Here is a 22,692-nt window from a genome sequence, read left to right as displayed (position 1 = left end):
TCCACACGATCGGGAGGACGGGTCGACCATGAGCACCGGCGAGATCGAGCACACGAGCACCTCCGCCGACAGGGACGAGCTCCTGCGCCGGTGGCTCAGCGGCGGCGTGCGGGGCAGGCGGCGGACGATGGGGCGGGCGGACCGGTCCGCGCCGCTGCCGCTGTCGCACGGGCAGCGGCAGATGTGGTTCCTCAACCGGCTGGACCCCGGCAGCGCCGAGTACCTGGTGCCGCTGGCGTTCCGGTTGCGCGGACCGCTGGACGTCACCGCGCTGGAACGGGCCTGGGAGCACGTCGTCGCCCGGCACGAGGTCCTGCGCACGCGGTACGCGGTGAACGGCACCGAGCCCGTGCAGGTGATCGACCCGCCCGCGCCGGTCGCGCTGCCGGTCACGCGGGTGTCCGATGTGGACGAGGCGGTGGGCGAGGAGGCGGTCGCGCCGTTCGACCTCGAACACGACTGGCCGGTGCGCGCGAAGCTGTGGCGCACCGGGCCCGAGGACCACGTCCTGACGCTCGTCTTCCACCACGTGGCGTTCGACGCCTGGTCCACGCGCGTCGTCGGCGAGGAGCTGGAGGCGCTCTACACGGCGTTCACGCGCGGTGAGCCCGCACCGTTGCCGCCGGTGCCGACCCAGTACGCGGACTACGCCGTGTGGCAGCGCGAGGACCCGGCCCTGGAGCAGCAGCTCGCCTACTGGCACGGGCAGCTCGCCGGCATCGAGGTGGCCGACCTGCCCGCCGACCTGCCGCGGCCCGCGGTGCGCGACGCCGCCGGTGACGCCGTGGAGTTCGCGGTGCCGGCCGAGGTCGCCGGCAGGATCAGGGCGGTGGCCAAGGAGTACGGCACGACGCCGTTCGTCGTGCTCCTCACGGCCTTCCAGGTGCTGATGGCCCGCTACACCGGCCGCTCCGACGTGCCGGTCGGCACCACCGTGTCCGGCCGGACCCGGCCGGAGCTGCAGGGCATGATCGGCTACGGCGTCAACAACCTCGTGCTGCGCGCGCGGTGGGAGGGCGACCCGTCCTTCCGCGACCTGCTCGTCCAGGCACGCGGCACGCTCGCCGACGCCTACGACCACCAGGCAGTGCCCTTCGCCCGGCTCGTCGACGACCTGCAGCCCGAGCGGGACATGTCCCGCACCCCGCTGTACCAGGTCGCGTTCACCATGCACGACCGCGGCGGCGCGCCGTTCGGGCTGCCCGGCGTCACCGTCGAGCCGCGCACCGCCACCGGGCGGGTGGCCAAGTGCGACCTCGAATTGCAGATCAACGACCTGCCCGACGCCTCGTTCGCGGGGCAGCTGGTGTACGCGACGTCGGTGTTCCACGAGGAGACCGTGCAGCGCGCCGCCGGGCACCTGGTGCGGTTGCTGGAGTCCGCGCTGGCCGACACCGCGCTTCCGGTGTCCCGCCTGAACATCCTTGACGACGCGGAGTACGCGCTCGTCACCGGCGTGGTGCCCGGTCTGGGCAGCCCGGTGACCGACTGCGTGCACACCCTGTTCGAGGAGCAGGCCGCCCGCACGCCGAACGCCGTGGCGATCGTCGCCGGCTGCACCAGGCTGACCTACGCCGAGCTCAACGCCCGAGCCAACCGGCTGGCGCACCACCTGCGCGACCTCGGCGCCGGCCCGGAGACGCTGGTCGGCGTGCGCCTGGAACGCGGGCCCGACCTGCTGCCTGCCCTGCTCGGCGTGCTGAAGTCCGGCGCGGGCTACCTGCCGCTGGACCCGGTGAACCCGGAGGACCGGCTGCGGTACGTGCAGGCCGACGCGGACGTGTCCGTCGTGGTCGACGAGGAGCTGCTCGCCGCACTGCCGGACGGGCCAGACACCAACCCCGTGAACCGGTCCGCTCCCGACAACGTCGTCTACACGATCTACACCTCCGGCTCCACCGGCAAGCCCAAGGGCTGCGTGCTCACCCACGCCAACGTCGTGCGGCTCATGCGCACCGCCCAGGAGCACTACGAGTTCAACGAGTCCGACGTGTGGTCGATGTTCCACTCCTATGCGTTCGACGTGTCGGTGTTCGAGATGTGGGGCGCGCTGCTGCACGGCGGCACCCTCGTCGTCGTGCCGCGGGAGGTGACGCGGTCACCGGAGGACTTCCTGGACCTGCTGGTGGACAACGAGGTCACCGTGCTGAGCCAGACGCCGTCGGCGTTCCGCTCGCTCGTGTCCGCCGCCGCCGACGGCGACTCGCGCATCGACCGGCTGGTGCTGCGGGCGGTGATCTTCGCGGGCGAGAAGCTGGAGATGCCCGAGCTGCGGCCGTGGACCGACCGGCGCGGCCTGGACGAGCCGGTGCTCGCCAACATGTACGGCATCACCGAGACCACCGTGCACACCACGTTCTACGAGGTGCGGCCGGGAGACCTGGAGCTGTCGGCCGGCAACCCGATCGGGCGGCCGCTGGGCGACCTGAACGTGTACCTGCTCGACGCGCACGGCGGGCTGGTCCCCGTCGGCGTGCCCGGTGAGATCCACGTCGGCGGTCCCGGTGTGGCCCGCGGGTACCTGAACCGGCCGGAGCTGACCGCCGAGCGGTTCGTGCCGAACCCGTTCGGGCCGCCCGGCTCGCGGCTGTACCGCAGCGGTGACCTCGCGCGGCGCCGCCCGGACGGCAGCCTGGACTTCCTCGGACGCGCCGACCACCAGGTCAAGATCCGCGGCTACCGCATCGAGCTCGGCGAGGTCGAGGTCGCGCTGACGGCACTGGACGACGTGCGCGACGCCGTGGTGATCGCACGCGACGAACGCCTCGTCGCCTACGTCGTGCCGGTCGCCGGAGAGCTGGACACCGCGTCGGTGCGGACGGCGCTCGGCCGCGACCTGCCGGACTACATGGTGCCGGCCGCGTTCGTGCGGCTCGACTCGATCCCGTTGACCCCCAACGGGAAGCTCGACCGCCGCGCACTGCCCGCACCCGACCTCGGCGCGTTCGCCCACGGCGAGTACGTGGCGCCGCGCACGCCGGTCGAGGAGCAGGTGGCCGCGGTGTGGGCGACGGCGCTGGAGGTGGAGCGCGTCGGTGTCCACGACGGGTTCTTCGACCTCGGCGGCGACTCGATCCGGGCGGTCGCGCTGGTGGGCGCGCTGCGGGCGGAGGGCTTCGACCTCGCCGTGCGCGACGTGTTCGAGCGCCGCACGGTCGCCGAGCTGTGCGAGCTGCTGACCGGCCGCACCGCCCTGGTCGCCGCGGACGACGCGCTGGTGGAACCGTTCGCGCTGATCTCGGCGCAGGACCGGGCCGCACTGCCCGACGGCGTCGTCGACGCCTACCCGCTGTCGCAGATCCAGACCGGCATGGTCATCGAGATGCTGGCCGACGACAGCAAGAACAACTACCACAACTGCTCCTGCTTCCGGATTCTCGACGACCGCCCGTTCTCGTGGGAGGCCTTCGAACGCGCCGCGCGGATCGTGGTGGAGCGCCACGACATGCTGCGCACGAGCGTGCACCTCACCGACTACTCGGTGCCGCTGCAGCTGGTCCACGCCACCGCGACCATGGAGGTCGATCAGCGCGACCTCGGCCACCTCGACGAGGAGGGCCAGCTCGCGACGCTGCGGGAGTGGGTGCGCGAGCAGCGCGCCACGCCGTTCGACCTCACCGAGCCCACGCTCATGCGGTTCCACGCCCACCTCACCGGCACCGACCGGTGGTGGATCTCCATCACCGAGTGCCACCCGGTGATGGAGGGCTGGAGCTACCACTCGCTGCTGATGGAGCTGCTGCGGTTGTACCGCTCGATCCGCGACGGCGTGGAACCCGAGCCCCACGACCGCCCCGGCGTGCGGTTCGCCGACTCGGTCGCGGCGGAGCTGGAGTCGCTGGAGTCCGGTGTGGACGGTGCGTACTGGCGCTCCGTCGTCACCCGCTACCCGAAGGTCACGCTGCCGGCGGGCTGGGGCGAGGAGCCGGGGACGACGCACCACGTGCGGGTCTCGTGGGAAGACCTGGAGCCCGGCCTGCGGGCGCTGGCCGCAGACGCCGGTGCCTCGCTCAAGGCCGTCATGCTGTCGGCCTACCTCAAGGTGATGAGCCAGCTGACCGACCTGCCGTCGTTCCACGGCGGCCTGGTCTACGACGTGCGGCCCGAGGTGCTCGGCGCCGACCGGGTGTTCGGCATGTACCTCAACACGCTGCCGCTGCCGTTCGACCGCGGCGCGCCCTCGTGGCTCGACCTGGTGCGGCAGGTGTTCGCGCAGGAGGTCGAGTCCTGGGAGCACCGCCGGTACCCGCTGCCCGCGGTGCAACGCGAGTACGGCGCGGCCCAGCTGATCGACGTCTTCTTCAACTACCAGGACTTCCGCCAGGTGGACACCGGGCTGGTGGACGCCTCCGTCGGCATCGACGACAGCCCCACCGAGTTCCCGCTCACGATCTCCTCGCGCAACAAGCACATCTTCCTCACCGCCGCCTCGTCGTCGCTGAGCCTCGCCAACACCGAGCGCATCGCGGCGATGTTCCGCGCGGTGCTCGCGGACATGGCCGCTGACCCGGCGCGCGACGCCCAGAAGACGTTCGTCGCACCGGAGGAGACCGCGCGGACGCTGGGGGAGTGGGCGGTCAACCCCGCCCCCGCGGTCGAGAAGTGCACCTACGAGCTGTTCGAGGACCAGGTCGCCCGCACGCCGGACGCCGTCGCCGTCACCGACGGGACCCGGCAGCTGTCCTACGTGGAGCTGGACGCGCTCGCCAACCGGTACGCGCACCGGCTGCGCGGCATGGGCGTCGGTACCGAGTCCGTGGTCGGCGTGCTGCTCGACCGCGGCCCCGACCTGCTGGCGTGCCTGCTGGGCGTGTGGAAGGCGAGTGCGGCGTACCTGCCGATGGACCCGTCGTTCCCGGCCGGCCGCGTCACCGGCGCGCTCGCCGACGCCGAGGCCGCCGCGTTCGTCACGCAACCCGGGTACACCAACGACTTCGCCGGCCCGACGCTCCTCGTCGGCGTGGACGACGTCTCGGCCGAACCGGCGACCGCTCCCGAGCGGGTCGCCGACCTCGACCGGCTCGCCTACGTGATCTACACGTCCGGCTCGACCGGCCGGCCCAAGGGCGTCCAGGTGCCGCACCGCGGCCTGGTCAACCACGTGTGGTGGGCCGTGCAGGAGCTGGCGTCGCAGGGCACCGGTGGCGCGCCGCTGTTCTCGTCGATCGCCTTCGACCTCGTGGTGCCGAACCTGTGGGCGCCGGTGCTGGCCGGGCAGGCCGTGCACATGGTGCCGCAGGACACCGACCTGGCCGCGCTGGGTGAGGCGCTGTCCGGCCCGTACAGCTTCATCAAGCTCACGCCCGCGCACCTGGAGGTGCTGACCCACCAGCTGCCGCCCGAGCAGGCCAACGCGCTCGCGTCGGTGCTGGTGGTCGCGGGTGAGGCGCTGACCCGCCGGGTCGTCACGGCGTGGCGCGAGCTGGCGCCGGACGTGCGGCTGGTCAACGAGTACGGCCCGACCGAAACGTCCGTCGGAACGTGCACCCACCCCGTCGAGGGCCCGATCACCGCGGAGGTCCAGCCCATCGGGCGGCCGCTGCCCAACGTGACGATGTACGTGCTGGACCACCGGCTGGAGCCGGTGCCCGTGGGCGTGCCCGGCGAGCTGTACGTCGGCGGCACGGGTGTCGCACGCGGTTACGCCGACCGGCCGGAGCTCACCGCGGAACGCTTCCTGCCCGACCCGTACGGGTCGCCGGGAGCGCGGCTGTACCGCAGCGGCGACGTGGTCCGCGTGCTGCCCACCGGTGACGTGGACTTCCTAGGCCGCGGCGACGGCCAGGTCAAGATCCGCGGCTACCGGGTGGAGCTCGGCGAGATCGAGGCCAGGATCGCCGAGGACCCGCGCGTCACGGACGTGCGCGTGGTGCTGCGCGAGGACAACCCAGGTGAGAAGCAGCTCGTGGCCTACCTGGTCGGCGCGGACGCCGACCCGCAGGAGCTGCGCGCGCTGCTGGAACCCGTGCTGCCCACCTACATGGTGCCGTCGGCGTTCGTCCAGCTCGACGCCATCCCGTTGAACGCCAACGGCAAGGTCGACCGGGCCGCGCTGCCCGCACCCGGCGCGGACGCGTTCGCGCGGGCAGTGAGCGTGGCACCCAGGACACCGCTGGAGGAGCGGGTCGCCGCGGTGTGGCACGACGTGCTCGGCGCCGACTTCGGCGTGCACGACGACTTCTTCGACCTGGGCGGCGACTCGATCCGCGCGGTCGCGCTGATCGGCGCGCTGCGGGCCTCCGGGTTCGACGTGTCCGTGAAGGACGTGTTCGGGCACCGCACGGTCGCGGCGCTGTGCGAGCGGCTGTCCGGCCGCGCCGCGGTGTCGGAGGAGACCTTCGTCGAGCCGTTCGCGCTGATCAGCGCGGAGGACAGGGCGGCGCTGCCGGACGGCGTCGTCGACGCCTACCCGTTGTCGCAGGTGCAGACCGGCATGCTGGTCGAGATGCTGGCCGACCCCGGTCGCAGCAACTACCACAACGTCAACGTCTACACCGTGCACGACGACCGGCCGTTCGACGTGCTGGCGTTCGCCCGCGCGGTGCGGATCGTCGTGGCACGGCACGACGTGCTGCGCACCAGCGTGCACCTGACCGGTTTCTCGGTGCCGCTGCAGCTCGTGCACTGGGTCACCGAGACGCCGATCGGCCGGTTCGACCTGCGCCACCTCGACGTGCGCGACCGGCGGGCCGCGGTGTCGGACTTCGTCGCCGCCGAACGCGCGGACGTGTTCGACCTCGCCGCCGGCACACCGCTGCTGCGGGTCAGCGCACACCTCATGACCGACGACGAGTGGCTGTGCTCGTTCACCCAGAACCACGCGGTGATGGACGGCTGGAGCAACCAGCTGTTCCTGATGGAGTTCGTCGAGGTCTACCGGCGGGTCCGCGACGGCCAGGAGCCCGACCGGTACGAGCCGGTCCCGGTGCGGTACGCGGACTTCGTGGCAGCCGAGCTGAGGTCGCTGGAGTCGCGGGAGGACGCCGGGTACTGGCAGCGGCTCGTCGACGAGCACGCCAAGTTCGAGATCCCCGCCGGCTGGCACGGTGACCGCACCGCCCCGGTGGCACCCGTGCGCGCCGGCACCGACTTCGGCGACCTCGCGGACGGGCTGCGCGCTCTGGCGTCGGCGGCGAAGGTGTCGATGAAGAGCGTGCTCGTCGCCGCGCACGTCAAGGTGATGAGCCAGCTCACCGGCGAGACCGCGTTCCACACCGGGCTCGTCACGCACTCCCGGCCGGAGGCGCCCGGCGCGGACCGGCTGTACGGCAACTTCCTCAACACCCTGCCGTTCCCCGCCGACCGCTCCGCGCGCACCTGGCGCGAGCTGGTGCGGCAGGTGTCCGACCGGGAGATCGAGGCCTGGGCGCACCGGCACTACCCGATGCCCGCCATCCGCGGGCACGGCGGCCGGCTCGTGGACGTGTTCTTCGGGTTCCTCGACTTCCACCGGCTGGACGCGCGGGTCGCCGAGGACGGCTGGGGCTTCAACGACGCGCCCAACGAGTTCGCGCTCGCGATCACGACGCTCGGCGGTCTGCTCGCCATCACCACGAACTCGCACGTCCTCAGCCAGGACAACGCCGACCGCGTGGCCGGGATGTTCCGCGCCGTGCTGGCGTCCATGGCGGCCGAAGTGGACGGCGACGCACGGGCGGTGTACCTGCCGGAGGGCGAGCGGGACCGGCTCCTGGAGCTCGGCGGCACCAGCCCGGTGCCCGTGGTGAAGTGCGTGCACGAACTGTTCGAGGACCAGGTCGCGCGCACGCCGGACGCGGTGGCCGTGGTCGCCGGCGAGGTGTCGCTGACCTACGCGGAGCTCAACGCGCGGGCCAACCGGTGGGCGCACCACCTGCGTTCGCTCGGCGCGGGACCGGAGCAGCTGGTGGGCGTCTCGCTCGACCGCGGCCCCGGCCTGCTGCCCGCACTGCTGGGCGTGCTGAAGTCCGGTGCGGGCTACCTGCCGCTGGACCCGGTGAACCCGCCGGAGCGGCTGGAGCACATCCGCGAGGACGCCGGCGTCTCCATCGTGATCACCTCGCCCGAGGTGCCGGAGGGACCGGAGACCAACCCCGTCACGATGTCCGGCCCGGACAACGTCATCTACACGATCTACACCTCCGGGTCGACCGGTAAGCCCAAGGGCTGCGTGCTGACCCACCGCAACGTCGTGCGGTTGATGGCGACGGCGCAGGAGCACTACGCGTTCGACGAGTCGGATGTCTTTTCGTTGTTCCACTCGTATGCGTTCGACGTGTCGGTGTTCGAGATGTGGGGGGCGTTGCTGCACGGCGGCACGCTTGTGGTGGTGCCGCGTGAGGTGACGCGGTCGCCGGAGGACTTCCTGGACCTGGTGGTGGACACCGGGGTCACGGTGCTGAGCCAGACGCCGTCGGCGTTCCGGTCCATCGACCCCGAGGACCCGCGCACCGGCCGGTGGTCGGTGCGGACGGTGGTCTTCGCCGGTGAGAAGCTGGAGATCGGCGAGCTGCGGCCGTGGCTGGACCGGGTCGCCCTGGTCAACATGTACGGCATCACCGAGACGACCGTGCACACGACCTACCACCGCGTCGCCGCGGCCGACCTGGCCGGTGGCAACGCCATCGGCTCGCCGTTGCGCGACCTGTCGGTGCACCTGCTGGACCCGCACGGGCAGCTCGTGCCGTTCGGGGTGCCGGGCGAGATCCACGTCGGCGGTCCCGGTGTGGCCCGCGGGTACCTGAACCGGCCGGAGCTGACCGCCGAGCGGTTCGTGCCGGACCCCTTCGGTCCGCCCGGCTCGCGGCTGTACCGCAGCGGTGACCTCGCACGGCGCCGCCCGGACGGCAGCCTGGACTTCCTCGGACGCGCCGACCACCAGGTCAAGATCCGCGGCTACCGCGTGGAGCTGGGCGAGATCGAGGTCGCGCTCAGCTCGCTGCCCGGCGTGCGGGAGGCCGTCGTGGTCGTGCGCGACGACCGGCTCGTCGCCTACGTCGTCGGTGCGGACGGGACCGACCTGCGCCCGGCGCTGGCCAGGAACCTGCCGGACTACATGGTGCCGTCGGCGTTCGTGCCGCTCGACGCCATCCCGTTGACCGCCAACGGCAAGCTCGACCGGCGCGCACTGCCCGACCCGGACGCCGGCGCGTTCGCGGGCACCGGTCACGTCGCCCCGCGCACCCCCGTGGAGGAGCGGATCGCCGCGGTGTGGCGGGACGTGCTGAAGCTCGACCGGGTGGGCGTCCACGACGGGTTCTTCGAGGTGGGCGGCGACTCGATCCGCGCGGTGCGGCTGGTGGGCGCGCTGCGTGCGGGAGGTGTCGACCTGTCCGTGCCCGAGGTGTTCGAGCACCGCACGATCGCGGGCCTCGCCTCGATCGCGTCCGGACGCGCGGACGTCACCGCACGTGGACCGGTCGAGCCGTTCGAGCTGGTCAGCGCGGCGGACCGGGCGAAGGTGCCCGCGGGTGCCGCCGACGCGTACCCGATGTCGCAGGTGCAGACCGGCATGGTCGTCGAGCTGCTGACCGAGGACGACGCCTACCGCAGCTTCGCCTCCTACCGGATCGCCGGGCCGTTCTCGGCGGACGCCCTGCGCGCGGCGGCGCGGATCGTGGTGGCACGGCACGACCTGCTGCGGACCTCGTTCGACCTCTACACGTACTCCGTCCCGATGCAGGTCGTGCACGCCGAGGTCGACGTCCCGGTGACCGTGCACGAGGTGCACGGCGAGGACGCGTTGATGGAGTCGCTGCTCGCCCAGCGCAACGCGACCTTCGACCTGGACTCGGCGCCGCTGCTGAAGATCGCCGCGCACCTCACCGGTGACGACGGCTGGTGGCTCTCGCTGTGCCGGCCGCACGCGATCGTCGAGGGCTGGAGCCACAACTGGCTGCTCGCCGAGCTGGTCGACTGCTACCGGCGGCTGCGCGACGGCCTGGCGCCGGCACCGCACACCCCGCCCGGAGTGCGGTACGCGGACTACATCGCCGCCGAGCTGGCGTCACTGGAGTCCGAAGAGGACGCCGCCTACTGGCGTGACGTCGTGCACGCGCACACCCCGGTGACGCTGCCGGAACCGTGGCGCGGCGAGGAACCCGGCGAGAGCTACGACGTGCCGGTCGCGCTGGACGAGCAGGCGCTGACGGCGGTCGCGGCCGAGCTGCGCGTGTCGGTGAAGACCGTGCTGCTCGCCGCGCACGTCAAGGTGATGGGGCAGCTGACCGGGGCACCGGCGTTCCACGTCGGCCTGGTGTGCGACGCGCGGCCCGAGCTCGAAGGCGCCGACCGCGTCTACGGCATGCACCTCAACACCGTGCCGTTCCCGGCGGACCGGTCCGCGACGACGTGGCGCGAGCTGGTGCTGCGGGTGTTCGACCGCGAGGTCGAGCTGTGGCCGCACCGCCGTTACCCGATGCCCGCGATCCAGCGCGCCTGGCCGGGCGGACGGCTCGTGGACGTCGCGTTCAACTACGTCGACCTGCGGCACGAGGAGTCCGCCGGCGAGGACGTCGAGTCCCGGTACGCGGTGTCGCAGACCGAGTTCGGCCTCACGCTGCACTGCCGCCCGAACCGCCTGAACCTCACCGCGAACACCGCCGTGCTGTCCCGTGCGGACGGTGCGCGGCTCGGCGAGATGTACGCGGCGGTGCTCGACGCGATGACCGCCGACCTCGACGGCGACGCCCGCACGACCCACCTGCCCACCGGGGAACGCGCCCGCCTGCTCATCGAGGCGTCGGCGACCGAGCGGGAACCGGTCGACCTGTGCGTGCAGCAGGAGTTCGAGCGCCGGGTCGCGCTCGCCCCGGACGCCATCGCCCTGACCTCCGACGACTACGCGGCGACCTACGCCGACCTCAACGCACGCGTCAACCGGCTGGCGCACCACCTGACCGGCCTCGGCGTCGGTCCCGAGACGGTCGTCGCGATCTGCCTGGAGCGCTCACCGGAGCTGGTCACCGCCGTGCTCGCGGTGCTCAAGGCGGGCGGCGCCTACCTGCCGCTCGACCCGGAGACCCCGCCCGCGCGCCTGGAGTTCATGCACTCCGACGCCGGCGCGCGGCTCCTGGTCACGCGGAGCTCCCTGCTGGACCGGGTGTCGCACGAGACGGTCGTCCTGGTCGACGAGCCCGCACTGCAGGACCTGCCCGACACCGACCCCGCCCCGCGGGCCACGCAGGACAACCTCGCGTACGTCATCTACACGTCCGGGTCCACCGGCCGGCCCAAGGGCGTCATGGTGCGCCGCGGCGGCATGGGCAACCACCTGCTCGCCAAGGTCGAGGACCTCGGGCTCACCGAGCGGGACAGCGTGGTGCAGAACGCCTCGCCGTCGTTCGACATCTCGGTGTGGCAGATGCTCGCACCGCTGGTCGTCGGCGGCGAGGTCCGGGTCGTGGACGGCGACACGGCGCTCGACCCGGACGCGCTGTTCGGCCTCGTGGCGCAGGAGCGGATCACCGTGCTGGAGGTCGTGCCCTCGCTGCTGCGCACCGCGCTGGACAGCACGAGCGCGGACGGCACCGGGCTGCCTCCGCTGCCGCACCTGCGGTGGCTGATGGTGACCGGTGAGGCGCTGCCGGCGGAGCTGTGCCCGCGGTGGTTCACCCGGTACCCGCGCATCCCGCTGGTCAACGCCTACGGCCCGACCGAGTGCTCGGACGACGTGACGCACGCGTTCCTGACCGAGCGGCTGCACGGACGGCGCGTGCCGATCGGCGAGGCCGTCCGCAACACCCGCCTCTACGTGCTGGACGCCCGGCTGGAGCCGGTGCCCTCCGGTGTGGCGGGCGAGCTGTACGTCGGCGGGCTCGGCGTCGGTCGCGGCTACCTGAACCGGCCGGACCTCACCGCGGAGAAGTTCGTGCCCGACCCGTTCGGCCCGGCGGGCGCGCGGCTCTACCGCACCGGTGACCTCGCGAGCTGGCGGCCGGACGGCGCACTGGACTTCCTCGGCCGGATCGACGACCAGGTGAAGGTGCGCGGCCACCGGATCGAGCTGGGCGAGATCGAGGCGGAGCTCTCGGCGTTCGACGAGGTCCGCGAGGCGCTGGTGGTCGTGCGCGACGACCGGCTGGTGGCCTACTACACCGGTGGGTCACCGGCGCGGGAGGAGCTGCGCGACCGGCTCGCCCGCACGTTGCCCGACTACATGGTGCCGGCGGCGTTCGTGCGGCTCGACGAGTTCCCGTTGACGCCCAACGGCAAGCACGACCGCAAGGCGCTGCCCGAACCCGGTGACGACGCGTTCGCCCGCGGCGAGCACCTCGCGCCGCGCACGGAGACCGAGGCCCGCGTCGCCGAGATCTGGCGGACCGCGCTCGGACTCGACCGAGTAGGCGTGCGGGACGGGTTCTTCGACATCGGCGGTGACTCGATCCGCGCGGTCGGCCTGGTCGGCGCGTTGCGGGCCGAGGGCTTCGACGTCGCCGTGCGGGACGTCTTCGAGGCGCGCACGGTCGAGAACCTGTGCCGGCTGTTCACCGGTCGCGGCGTGGCGGCCGAGCAGGAGTACGTCGAGCCGTTCGCGCTGGTCTCGGCGGAGGACCGGGCGTTGCTGCCCGCGGACGTCGTCGACGCCTACCCGGTGGGCCGCACCCAGCTCGGCATGATCATCGAGATGCTGGCCGACGACGGCAGGCACCCGTACCACATCATCAACACGTTCCGGGTGACCGAACCCGAGCCGCTCGACCACGCCGCGCTCACGGCGGCCGCCCGCGTGCTGGCCGACCGGCACGAGGTGCTGCGCACGTCGTTCCGGCTCACCGGCTTCTCCGAGCCGCTGCAGCTCGTGCACGGCAGCGCCGACCTGCCGGTCGAGCTCCGCGACGTGCGCGAACTGTCCGAAGAGGACCTGGTCGGCGTCAGGCAGGAGCTGGCGGCCGAGCAGCGCGCCGCGGTGTTCGACGTCGCGAGGGCACCGCTCATGCGGATCATCGCGCACGTCGAGGCCGACGACGCGTGGTGGGTGACGTTCACCCAGTCGCACGCGATCACCGAGGGCTGGAGCTACCACCTGCTGCTCATGGAGCTGCTGGACGTCTACCGGGCGATCCGCGACGGCGCCGAACCCGAGCCGTACGACCGGCCGCGGGTGCGGTTCGCCGACACGATCGCCGGTGAGCTGGCGGCACTGGGCTCCGCGGCGGACCGGGCCTACTGGCAGCGCGTGACCGGCACGCAGGCGCCGGTGGTCATGCCACCGGAGTGGGCCGGCGACTCCGACGAGCGCGTCTACGTCGAGGTGCCGTTCGACGACCTCGGCGCCGCCCTGCGCTCGGCGGCCAGCGCCGCCGGTGTGTCGATGAAGAGCGTGCTGCTGGCCGCGCACCTCAAGGTGATGGGCCAGGTCACCTACGAACCGGCGTACCACACCGGCCTGGTGTGCGACGTCCGCCCGGAGGTGCTCGGCGCGGACCGGGTGCCCGGCATGTACCTCAACACCCTGCCGATGGGCGTCGACCGGTCGGCGCGGACGTGGCGCGAGCTGCTGACGCAGGTGTTCGACGCCGAGGTCGAGCTGTGGGCGCACCGGCGGTACCCGATGCCCGCGGTCCAGCACGACTGGGGCGGCGGCCGGCTGATCAACGTGCTGTTCAACTACCTCGACTTCCACCACGTCGACACCGACCGCGTCGCGACCGGCACCCGGATGAACATCGGCCCCAACGAGTTCGACCTGTCGATCTTCAACCGCGGCGACCGGCTCTGGGTGAACTCGCACGAACGCGTGCTCAGCCGCGCCAACACCGAACGCCTCGCCGGCATGTACCGCGCGGTGCTCGAAGCCATCGCGTCCGACGTGGACGGTGACGCGCGGGCCGTGCACCTGCCGGCCGGTGAACGGGAACGGCTGCTCGGCTTCACCGACGCCGTCGCGGAACCGGTGTCGTCCTGCGTGCACGAGCTGTTCGAGCAGCAGGCGGCGCGCACCCCCGACGCGCTGGCCGTGGTCGCCGGCGGGGTGTCGCTGACCTACGCCGAGCTCAACGCGCGGGCCAACCGCCTCGCGCACCACCTGCGTTCCCTGGGCGCCGGGCCGGAGCAGCTCGTCGGCGTGTGCCTCGACCGCGGTCCCGACCTGCTGCCCGCACTGCTGGGCGTGCTCAAGTCGGGCGCGGGCTACCTGCCGCTGGACCCGGTGAACCCGCCGGAGCGGCTGGAGTACGTCCGCGAGGACGCCGGCGTCTCGATCGTGGTGGACGCGGAGGTGCTGGCCGCTCTGCCCGAGGGGCCGGACGCGAACCCCGTGTCGCTGACGGTGCCGGACAACCTGATCTACACGATCTACACCTCGGGTTCGACCGGCAAGCCGAAGGGCGTCTGCCTGACCCACAGCAACGTCGTGCGGTTGATGGCGACGGCCCAGGAGCACTACGCGTTCGACGAGTCGGATGTGTTCTCGTTGTTCCACTCGTATGCGTTCGACGTGTCGGTGTTCGAGATGTGGGGTGCACTGCTGCACGGCGGCACGCTTGTGGTGGTGCCGCGTGAGGTCACCCGCTCGCCGGAGGACTTCCTGGACCTGTTGGTGGACACCGGGGTCACGGTGCTGAGCCAGACGCCGTCGGCGTTCCGGTCCATCGTCGCGTTCGCGGACGACCCGCGGATCACGCGGCTGTCGGTGCGCGCGGTGGTCTTCGCCGGTGAGAAGCTGGAGATCGGCGAGCTGCGGCCGTGGGTCGAGCGCGTCGGGCTCGGGCGGGTCGCGCTGGTGAACATGTACGGCATCACCGAGACGACCGTGCACACGACCTACCACCGGCTGTCCAAGAAGGACACGCTGCCCGGCGCGGGCAACCCCATCGGCCGACCGCTGAGCGACCTCGCCGTGCACCTGCTGGACGCGCACGGCAACCTCGTGCCGATCGGCACCCGCGGCGAGATCCACGTCGGTGGCCCCGGCGTGGCCCGCGGCTACCTGAACCGGCCGGAGCTGACCGCCGAGCGGTTCGTGCCAGACCCGTTCGGACCGCCCGGATCGCGGCTGTACCGCAGCGGCGACCTGGCCCTGCGGCGACCGGACGGCAGCCTCGGCTTCGCCGGCCGGGCCGACGACCAGGTCAAGATCCGCGGCTACCGGGTCGAGCTGGGCGAGATCGAGGCGGCACTGGTCGCTCACCCGGACGTGCGTGACGCGGTGGTCGTGCTGCGCGACGAGTCGCTGGTCGGCTACGTCGTGCCCGCGGGTGACCCGGCCGGACTAGACGCTGCCGCAGACCCGGCCGGGCCGAACCCCACCGGCCTCGACCCCGCCGACCTGCGGGCCTGGCTCGGCCGCACGTTGCCGGACTACATGGTCCCGGCCGCCTACCCGGTGCTCGACCGGATTCCGCTGACCCCCAACGGGAAGCTGGACAAGCGAGCACTGCCCGCACCGGACCGGGGCGCGTTCGCCGGTGCCGAGTTCGTCGCCCCGCGCACGCCGGTCGAGGAACGGGTCGTGGCGATCTGGCGCGCGGTGCTCGGCGTCGACCGGGTCGGGCTGGCCGACAGCTTCTTCGACCTGGGCGGGGACTCGATCCGCGCCGTGATGGTCGTGGGGGAGATGAAGGCCGCCGGGATCGCGGCGACCGCCCTCGACGTGCTGCGGCACCAGACGATCGCCGCGGTGCTGGCGCTGTCGTCCCACGACGCCGGTGCCGAGCCGGTCGAACCGTTCGCGTTGCTCTCCGACGCCGACCGGTCGCTGCTGCCGGACGGGCTGGTGGACGCCTACCCGCTGACCCAGCCGCAGACCGGCATGCTGGTGGAGATGCTGGCCGGGGACGGCCCGCGCAGCTACCACCGGGTGGCGTCGGCGCGGATCACCGAACCGTTCTCCCGCGACGCCCTGCACCGCGCCCTGCACCTGCTCGTGTCACGGCACGAGGCGCTGCGGACGTCGGTGGACCTCGACCGGTGCTCGGTGCCGGTGCAGCTGGTGCACGCCTCGGCCGAGGTGCCGTTGAAGGTGGTGGACCTGACCACGGCCGCTGACGCGGACGAGCAGGTGCGCGCGGCGTTGCGCGGTGAGGCGGAGACCGCGATCCCGCACTCCGCGGCACCGTTGCTGCGGCTGACCGTGCACCGGCTCGCCGGCGGGCAGTGGCAGCTGACGATCACCCAGTCGCACGTGGTCATCGACGGCTGGACGTTCAGCACCCTGCGCGCCGAGCTGCTGGAGACCTACCGCGCCGTGCGCGACGGTGCCGACCTGCCCGCGTTCACGCCGTCCCGGCTGCGGTTCGCGGACACCGTCGCGGCGGAGCTGCGCGCGCTGCGGTCCACTGAGGACCGCGCGTACTGGCAGGACGTCGTCGACGGGTTCGAACCGTTCGCGCTGCCCGACGGATGGGGCGGTTCCGGTGAGGACAGCCACCTCCGCGTGCCGCTCGACGACCTGTCGGAGGGGCTGCGCGCGGTCGCCGCGGCGGCCGGGGTGCCGGTGAAGAGCGTGCTGCTGGCCGCACACCTCAAGGTGCTCAGCCAGCTCACGCCCGCGCGGCGGTTCCACTCGGGGCTCGTCACGCACTGCCGCCCGGACGGCGGCGACCGCGTCTACGGCACGCACCTCAACACCGTGCCGTTCCCGGTGGAGGTCACCTCGTCCTGGACGGACCTCGCCCGGCAGGTGTTCGACCGCGAGCTGGGGATGTGGCCGCACCGGCACTTCCCGATGCCCGCGATCCAGCACGAGCTGGCGGGCGGCGGGCGGCTCGTGCAGGTCTACTTCAGCTACGAGGACTTCGGCACGCCCGACGTGGCCGCCGATCCCGCGGAGGGCTTCAGCCACGACGAGTTCCCGCTCGCCGTGACGGCCTCCGACACCTGCCTGTTCCTGGCGTGCGACGGCGCGGTCCTCAGCCGGGCCAACGCCGAGCGGCTCGCCCAGATGTACCGGGCGGCGCTGGCGTCGGTCGTCGCGGGTGAGGACTGCGGGACCTACCTGCCCGAGGGCGAACCGGTGCTGCCGGTCGGCCCGGAGCCGGCGGTGTCCAGGCCGGCCCCCGACATGTTCGAGTCGCACGTCCGGGCAACACCGGACGCACCTGCGGTGACGTTCGAGGGCGCCACCGTGTCGTACGCCGAGCTCGACGCGCGGGCCAACCGCGTCGCCCACCTGCTCCGCGCGAAGGGCGTGGGCACCGAGTCCCTCGTGGGCGTGCTGCTGGACCGCGGGGTGGACCTCGTCGCGGCGCTGCTGGGCGTGTGGAAGGCGGGCGCGGCCTACGTGCCGGTGGACCCGTCGTTCCCGGCGGCGCGGGCGGAGGAGATGCTGCGCGGCTGTGCGGCAGTGCTCGACGCGCCGGCGCTCGACGGGCTCGACGCCTTCCCGGCGACCACGCCGGATCGTGCGACGGACCCCGGCCACCTGGCGTACGTGATCTACACGTCCGGGTCGACCGGCCGTCCCAAGGGCGTGCAGGTCACCCACGGCGGCCTGGCGAACTTCCTGGCCTACGTGCGGGCCGAGTACGTGCGCGACCGCGGTGCGCCGCTGTTCGCGTCGATCGCCTACGACATGGTCGTGTCCAACGTGCACGGACCGCTGACCGCCGGTGCGCCGCTGCACCTGGCGCCGCGCGACCTCCCGCTCGACGAGCTGGGCGACTGGCTGGTCCGGCAGGGCCCGTTCGACTTCGTCGAGCTGACCCGCAGCCACCTGGAGCTGGTCACCGGGCAGGTGCCGGGCGTGCTCGCCCGCGACCTGGTCGTCGGCGGCGAGGCCGTGTCCGGTCACGTGGTGGCGTCGGCGCGCGGCCTGGTCACCGGTCGGATCGTCAACTCCTACGGACCGACCGAGACCACGGTGACGTCCAACGAGTTCGTCGTGCCGGACGGCGCCGACGCCGTGCCGATCGGCACGCCGCTGCCCGGTGTCTCGACCTACGTCCTGGACTCCGCGCTGCGACCGGTGCCCGTCGGCGTGCCCGGCGAGCTGTACGTCGGCGGTGCCGGGGTGGCCCGCGGCTACCGGGACGAGCCCGCGATGACCGCGGACCGGTTCGTACCGGACCCGTTCGGCGCGCCCGGTTCCCGGCTCTACCGCACCGGCGACCTCGCCCGCGTGCTGCCCTCCGGTGACGTCGACTTCCTCGGCCGCGACGACGGCCAGGTGAAGATCCGCGGGTTCCGGGTGGAGCTCGGCGAGATCGAGTCGGTCCTGCGGGAACGGCTCGACGACGCCCGCGTCGTCGTGGACTCCGGCCGGCTCGTCGCCTACGTGGTGGGGGAGCGGGACGACCTGCGCCCGTGGCTCGCCTCCCGCCTGCCCGCCCACCTGGTGCCGGCCGCGTTCGTGCCGGTACCGGAGATCCCGTTGACCGCCAACGGGAAGCTCGACCTCCGCGCGTTGCCCGCGCTGGACGGGTCGGCGTTCGCGCAGCGGTCCTACCAGGAACCGATCACCGACACCGAGCAGTGGCTCGCCGACGTGTGGGCCGAGGTGCTCGGCCTGGAGCGGGTCGGTGCCGCCGACCGGTTCTTCGAGCTCGGTGGCCACTCGATCCTGGTCTTCCAGGTGATCGCGGCGGCCCGGCGCGCGGGACGGGCGCTGTCGTTGCTGGCGATGTACGCCGACGACCGCCTTTCGGCCGTGGCCGCGGCGATCGACCAGGCACGGCCGGCGCCGGTCGAACACAGCGTGGCGGACGTGAGCGTGACAGACGTGAGCGTGGCGGTGATCCGCGGTGGTGAGCTCGCCGAGGCCCGCACTCGCGGCGCGGTCAGCGCGGACACGGTGTTCCAGGTCGGTTCGCTGAGCAAGCCGGTCACCGCGTTCACCGCGCTGCGGCTGGTCCAGCAGGGCGTGCTCGACCTCGACGCGGACGTGAACACCCACCTGACGAGCTGGTCGGTCCCCGCCGACGGCCGCGTCACCCTGCGGCAGCTGCTCAGCCACCTGTCCGGGCTCGCCCCGGCGCCCAACCCGGGCTACGCCGAGCTGCCCGGACTGGCGGAACTGCTGCGGGACGTCCGGCTCGAAACGCCGCCCGGCGCGGTGTTCCGCAAGGCGGACGTCAACTACACGGTCGTCGAGCAGCTCCTGGAGGACGTCACCGGCCGGCCGTTCGCCGAGCTGGTGCGGGAGCTGGTGTTCGCACCGCTCGGCATGGCGCGCAGCGGCTACGGCCCGGCGACCGGACCGGCGGCCCAGGGGCACGACCAGGACGGCAAGCCCGTCCCGTGGCTGCTGTGGCCCGCCGCGGCGAGCGGCCTGTGGACCACGGCGGGCGACCTCGCGTCGTTCCTGCTGGAGGTCCGCCGGTCGCGCCTCGGCCACGCCGGTGCGCTGCTGTCACCGGAGCTGGCCGGGGAGATGGTGACACCGCAGCACCGGCACAGCGCGTACGGGCTCGGCGTGGTCGTGGACGACCTCGGCACCGACGTCCAGTTCGGGCACGGCGGCACGGGCGGTGGCTTCCACGCCATGGCGATGTGCCGCATCGGCCAGGGCACCGGGTTCGTCGCGCTCACCGGTTCCGACGCGGGCGCCGACGTGGTGAAGCAGTACACCTCCCTGCTCGAAGGCGACCGATGAGCGCGGGGGTGCTGCGGCACAACCGGGACTTCCGGCTGCTGTGGACCGGCGCGGGCATCTCCGCGCTGGGCGGCACGGTCACGACGGTCACCTACCCGCTGCTGATGATCTGGCACGACGGGTCACCGGTGCGGGCCGGGCTCGTCGGGTTCGCGGCGCTGCTGCCGATGCTGCTGCTCCAGCTGCCCGCAGGGGTGTTCGTCGACCGCTGGGACCGGCGCCGCGTGATGATCACGTGCGACGCGGTGTCGTTCCTGTCGATCGGCAGCGTCGCGATCTCGTTGCTGCTCGGGCACCTGTGGCTGCCGCACCTGCTCGCCGTGGCGTTCCTGGAGGGCAGTGCGCAGATCTTCTACCGGCTGTCGGAACGCGCGGCGGTGCGCAACGTCGTGCACCCCGACCACCTGCCGGCCGCGCTGTCGCAGAACGAGGCGCGCGGCCGTGCGGCGGGGCTGCTGGGCCAGCCGCTGGGCAGCGTCCTGTTCGCGCTGGTGCGGTGGGCGCCGTTCGTGTTCACCGCGCTCGGGCACCTCGTCGCGCTGGTCACGCTGCTGCTGATCCGCAAGGACTTCCAGACCGAGCGGGGTCAGCGCAAGAACATCAGGGCCGAGATCGCCGAGGGCGTCGGCTGGCTGCTGCGGCAGCGGTTCCTGCGCTCCGCCGTGCTCCTGGTGGCCGTGACCAACGTGCTGTTCCAGGTCCTGTCCCTGAGCCTGGCGCTGATCATCAAGGAGAACGGCGGCTCGCCCGCGGTGATCGGCGTGATCGGTGCCGCGTCCGGTGTCGGCGGCGTGCTGGGCGCGATGAGCGGCTCGTGGTTCGTCCGCAGGCTCCGGCCGGGCATGGTGATCATCACCGTGTTCGCGGTGTGGGCGCTGCTGATGCCGATGGTCGCGCTGACCTCCAGCCCGGTCGTCCTCGGCGGCCTGTTCGCCGGCATGTCGTTCGCCGGTGCCCTGGTCAACGTGATGGCCGGCGTCTACCAGGTGCAGGTCACGCCCGACGAGATGCAGGGCCGGGTCGGCAGCGTGGCCGGCCTGCTCAGCTCGGGTGCCAACTCGTTCGGCGCGCTGGCCGCCGGGTTCCTGCTGGCGTCCTGGGGGACCGGGCACACGGTGCTCGGCGTCGGCGCGGTGATGGCCGCCGTCGCCGTGACCGCCTGGCTGATGCCCGCCGTCCGCACCACCGAGTACCGGGAAAGGGTGACCGCATGACCAAGGCGATCGAGAGCCTGTTCAGCCAGTACGGGGAAACCGACCCGTACGCGCTGTACCGGCGGCTGCGCGAGCTCGGCCCGGTGCACTGGGACCAGTGGATGCGCACCTGGATCGTGCTCGACCACGAGGAGATCACCCGGCTGTCCAAGGACCCCCGGCTCTCCGGCGCCCGGATCGAGCAGTTCTACGAACAGCTCCCCGAGGAGGCGCGCACCGGGCTGGCGACGCTGAAGGACGCGCTGGCGCCGATGATGCTGTTCAACGAGCCGCCCCGGCACACCCGGCTGCGGCAGCTGTTGCGCCCCGGGCTGACCCCGCGGTTCGTCAAGGAGATCCGGTCGGTCATCTCCGACCGGGTGGAGTCGCTGCTCGACGAGGCCGCTGCCCGCGGCGGGATGGACGTGATCGCGGACTTCTCCGAACCGCTCACGCGGGACGTGGTCGGGCAGCTCGCCGGCGTTCCCGAACGCGGCGCGCACCTGCTGGAGAGCTGGCAGGGGCTGCTGCACGAGTTCTTCACCCAGTCCCGGCGCGAGGTGCCGCGGGTCGCCGCGCTGCGCGGCCTGTTCGACGAGGGCGCGCAGGCCCGCCGCGACGGCACCGGCACCGACCTGTTCACCAGGATGGTGTCCGGGCAGCTCGCCAAGGACGACTACACCGAGGACGAGGTCTTCGCGAACTTCCTGCTGCTCATCGACGCGGGCCAGGCGACGACCACGCACCTGATCGGCAACGCCGTGCTCGCCCTCGTCGAACACCCCGACCAGCAGCAGCTCCTGCGGTCCAGGCCCGAGCTGGCGGCGAACGCGGCGCACGAGTTCCTGCGCTACGACAGCTCCGTGCAGTTCACCAGCCGGGTGGCGCTGGAGGACATCGAGATCGCCGGGCAGCGCATCGAACGCGACCAGTCCGTGGCGCTCGTGCTCGGCGCGGGCAACCGGGACCCCAAGCGCTACGCCGACCCCGACCGGCTCGACGTGACCCGCAGGGCGCACGACCAGCTGTCGTTCGGGCACGGCATCCACTACTGCCTCGGCGCCTCGCTGGCGCTGGCCGAGATCGAGATCGCCGTCTCCCGGCTGCTCGGCCGGTTCTCCACCATCGAGCTGCTGGACCGGTCGCCTGCCTGGCTGGAGAGCATCAACTTCCGGTTCCTGCGGCACCTGCGGATCGAGGTCCGGTGACGGGCCGCTGGTTCCGCGCGTTCGTGCCCCGTCCGCACGCACCGCGGCAGCTGGTGTGCTTCCCGCACGCCGGTGGCGCTGCCAGCGCGTTCCGCGGCTGGGCCGAGCTGCTCGGACCGGCCGTCGAGGTGGTGGCCGTGCAGTACCCCGGACGGCAGGACCGCATCGGCGACCCGCTGCCCGCCGACCTCGCGGAGCTCGCGACGTGGGTGGCCGAGCAGGTCGAACCGCGGCTCACGCGCCCGACCGCGTTCTTCGGGCACAGCATGGGCGCCGCGGTAGCGTTCGAGACCGCACGGCGGCTGCGGCCGCGGTTCCCGTCGCGGCTCGCCCGGCTCTACGCGTCCGCCTGCGACGCCCCACCCGCGCACCGCCGCCGCACGACCGACCACAGCGACGCCGAGATCCGCGAGTACGTCCGGTTCCTCGGCGGTTCCGGCGCGGCGCTGCTCGACGACGCCGAGCTGTGGCAGCTGTCGTTGCCCGCGCTGCGCAACGACTTCCGCCTCATCGAGTCCTACCGGTACACGGCGGGCGCACCGCTCACGTGCCCGGTGACGGCGATCGCCGGCGACCGCGACGAGTCGGTGGCGCTCGCGGACGTCCTGCGGTGGCAGGAGATCACCATCGGACGGTTCGAGGCGACCACCCAGCCCGGCGGGCACTTCTACTTCGACGACTCCGCGGCGGGACTCGCCGAGCTGATCAGGGCCGAGGAGAACTGGGCCACCGGTATGGCCGCGATATAGCCCGAGTATCGGGACCGGCGGGAGTTTCGGGA

Annotated in this window: 4 protein-coding genes; all 4 read left to right on the top strand. The window is 72.7% G+C overall.

Features of this window, described 5'->3' with window-relative positions:
• Window positions 1-28 precede the first annotated feature (28 nt).
• Genes ACVDFE_RS27490 through ACVDFE_RS27475 form a run of 4 tightly spaced genes read left to right on the top strand, consistent with a single transcriptional unit; the run spans window position 29 to window position 22,660 of the window.
• A complete protein-coding gene (locus tag ACVDFE_RS27490) occupies window positions 29-19,510 on the top strand; it encodes an amino acid adenylation domain-containing protein (protein ID WP_458432393.1) in 19,482 nt (6,493 codons plus the stop codon).
• A complete protein-coding gene (locus tag ACVDFE_RS27485; protein ID WP_360383753.1) occupies window positions 19,507-20,724 on the top strand; it encodes an MFS transporter in 1,218 nt (405 codons plus the stop codon). The genes ACVDFE_RS27490 and ACVDFE_RS27485 overlap by 4 nt, the downstream gene beginning before the upstream one ends.
• On the top strand, window positions 20,721-21,911 hold the full coding sequence (locus ACVDFE_RS27480) for a cytochrome P450 (protein ID WP_360383750.1): 1,191 nt from the start codon (window positions 20,721-20,723) through the stop codon (window positions 21,909-21,911). Before ACVDFE_RS27485 ends, ACVDFE_RS27480 begins: the two co-directional genes overlap by 4 nt.
• Window positions 21,908-22,660: a thioesterase II family protein gene (locus tag ACVDFE_RS27475; protein ID WP_458432392.1), complete on the top strand. Its 753-nt coding sequence runs from the start codon at window positions 21,908-21,910 to the stop codon at window positions 22,658-22,660. The genes ACVDFE_RS27480 and ACVDFE_RS27475 overlap by 4 nt, the downstream gene beginning before the upstream one ends.
• Window positions 22,661-22,692: the final 32 nt, after the last annotated feature.

It is taken from the genome of Lentzea chajnantorensis (genome assembly GCF_054300775.1).
The sequence above is the reverse complement of the archived record's forward strand: the minus strand, read 5'-3'. Positions and strand labels throughout refer to the sequence as shown.

Bases quoted from the DNA above. Each gene is read 5' to 3' on its own strand.
- ACVDFE_RS27485 (WP_360383753.1), top strand. From the start codon at position 19,507: ATGAGCGCGGGGGTGCTGCGGCACAACCGGGACTTCCGGCTGCTGTGG.
- ACVDFE_RS27490 (WP_458432393.1), top strand. From the start codon at position 29: ATGAGCACCGGCGAGATCGAGCACACGAGCACCTCCGCCGACAGGGAC.
- ACVDFE_RS27480 (WP_360383750.1), top strand. From the start codon at position 20,721: ATGACCAAGGCGATCGAGAGCCTGTTCAGCCAGTACGGGGAAACCGAC.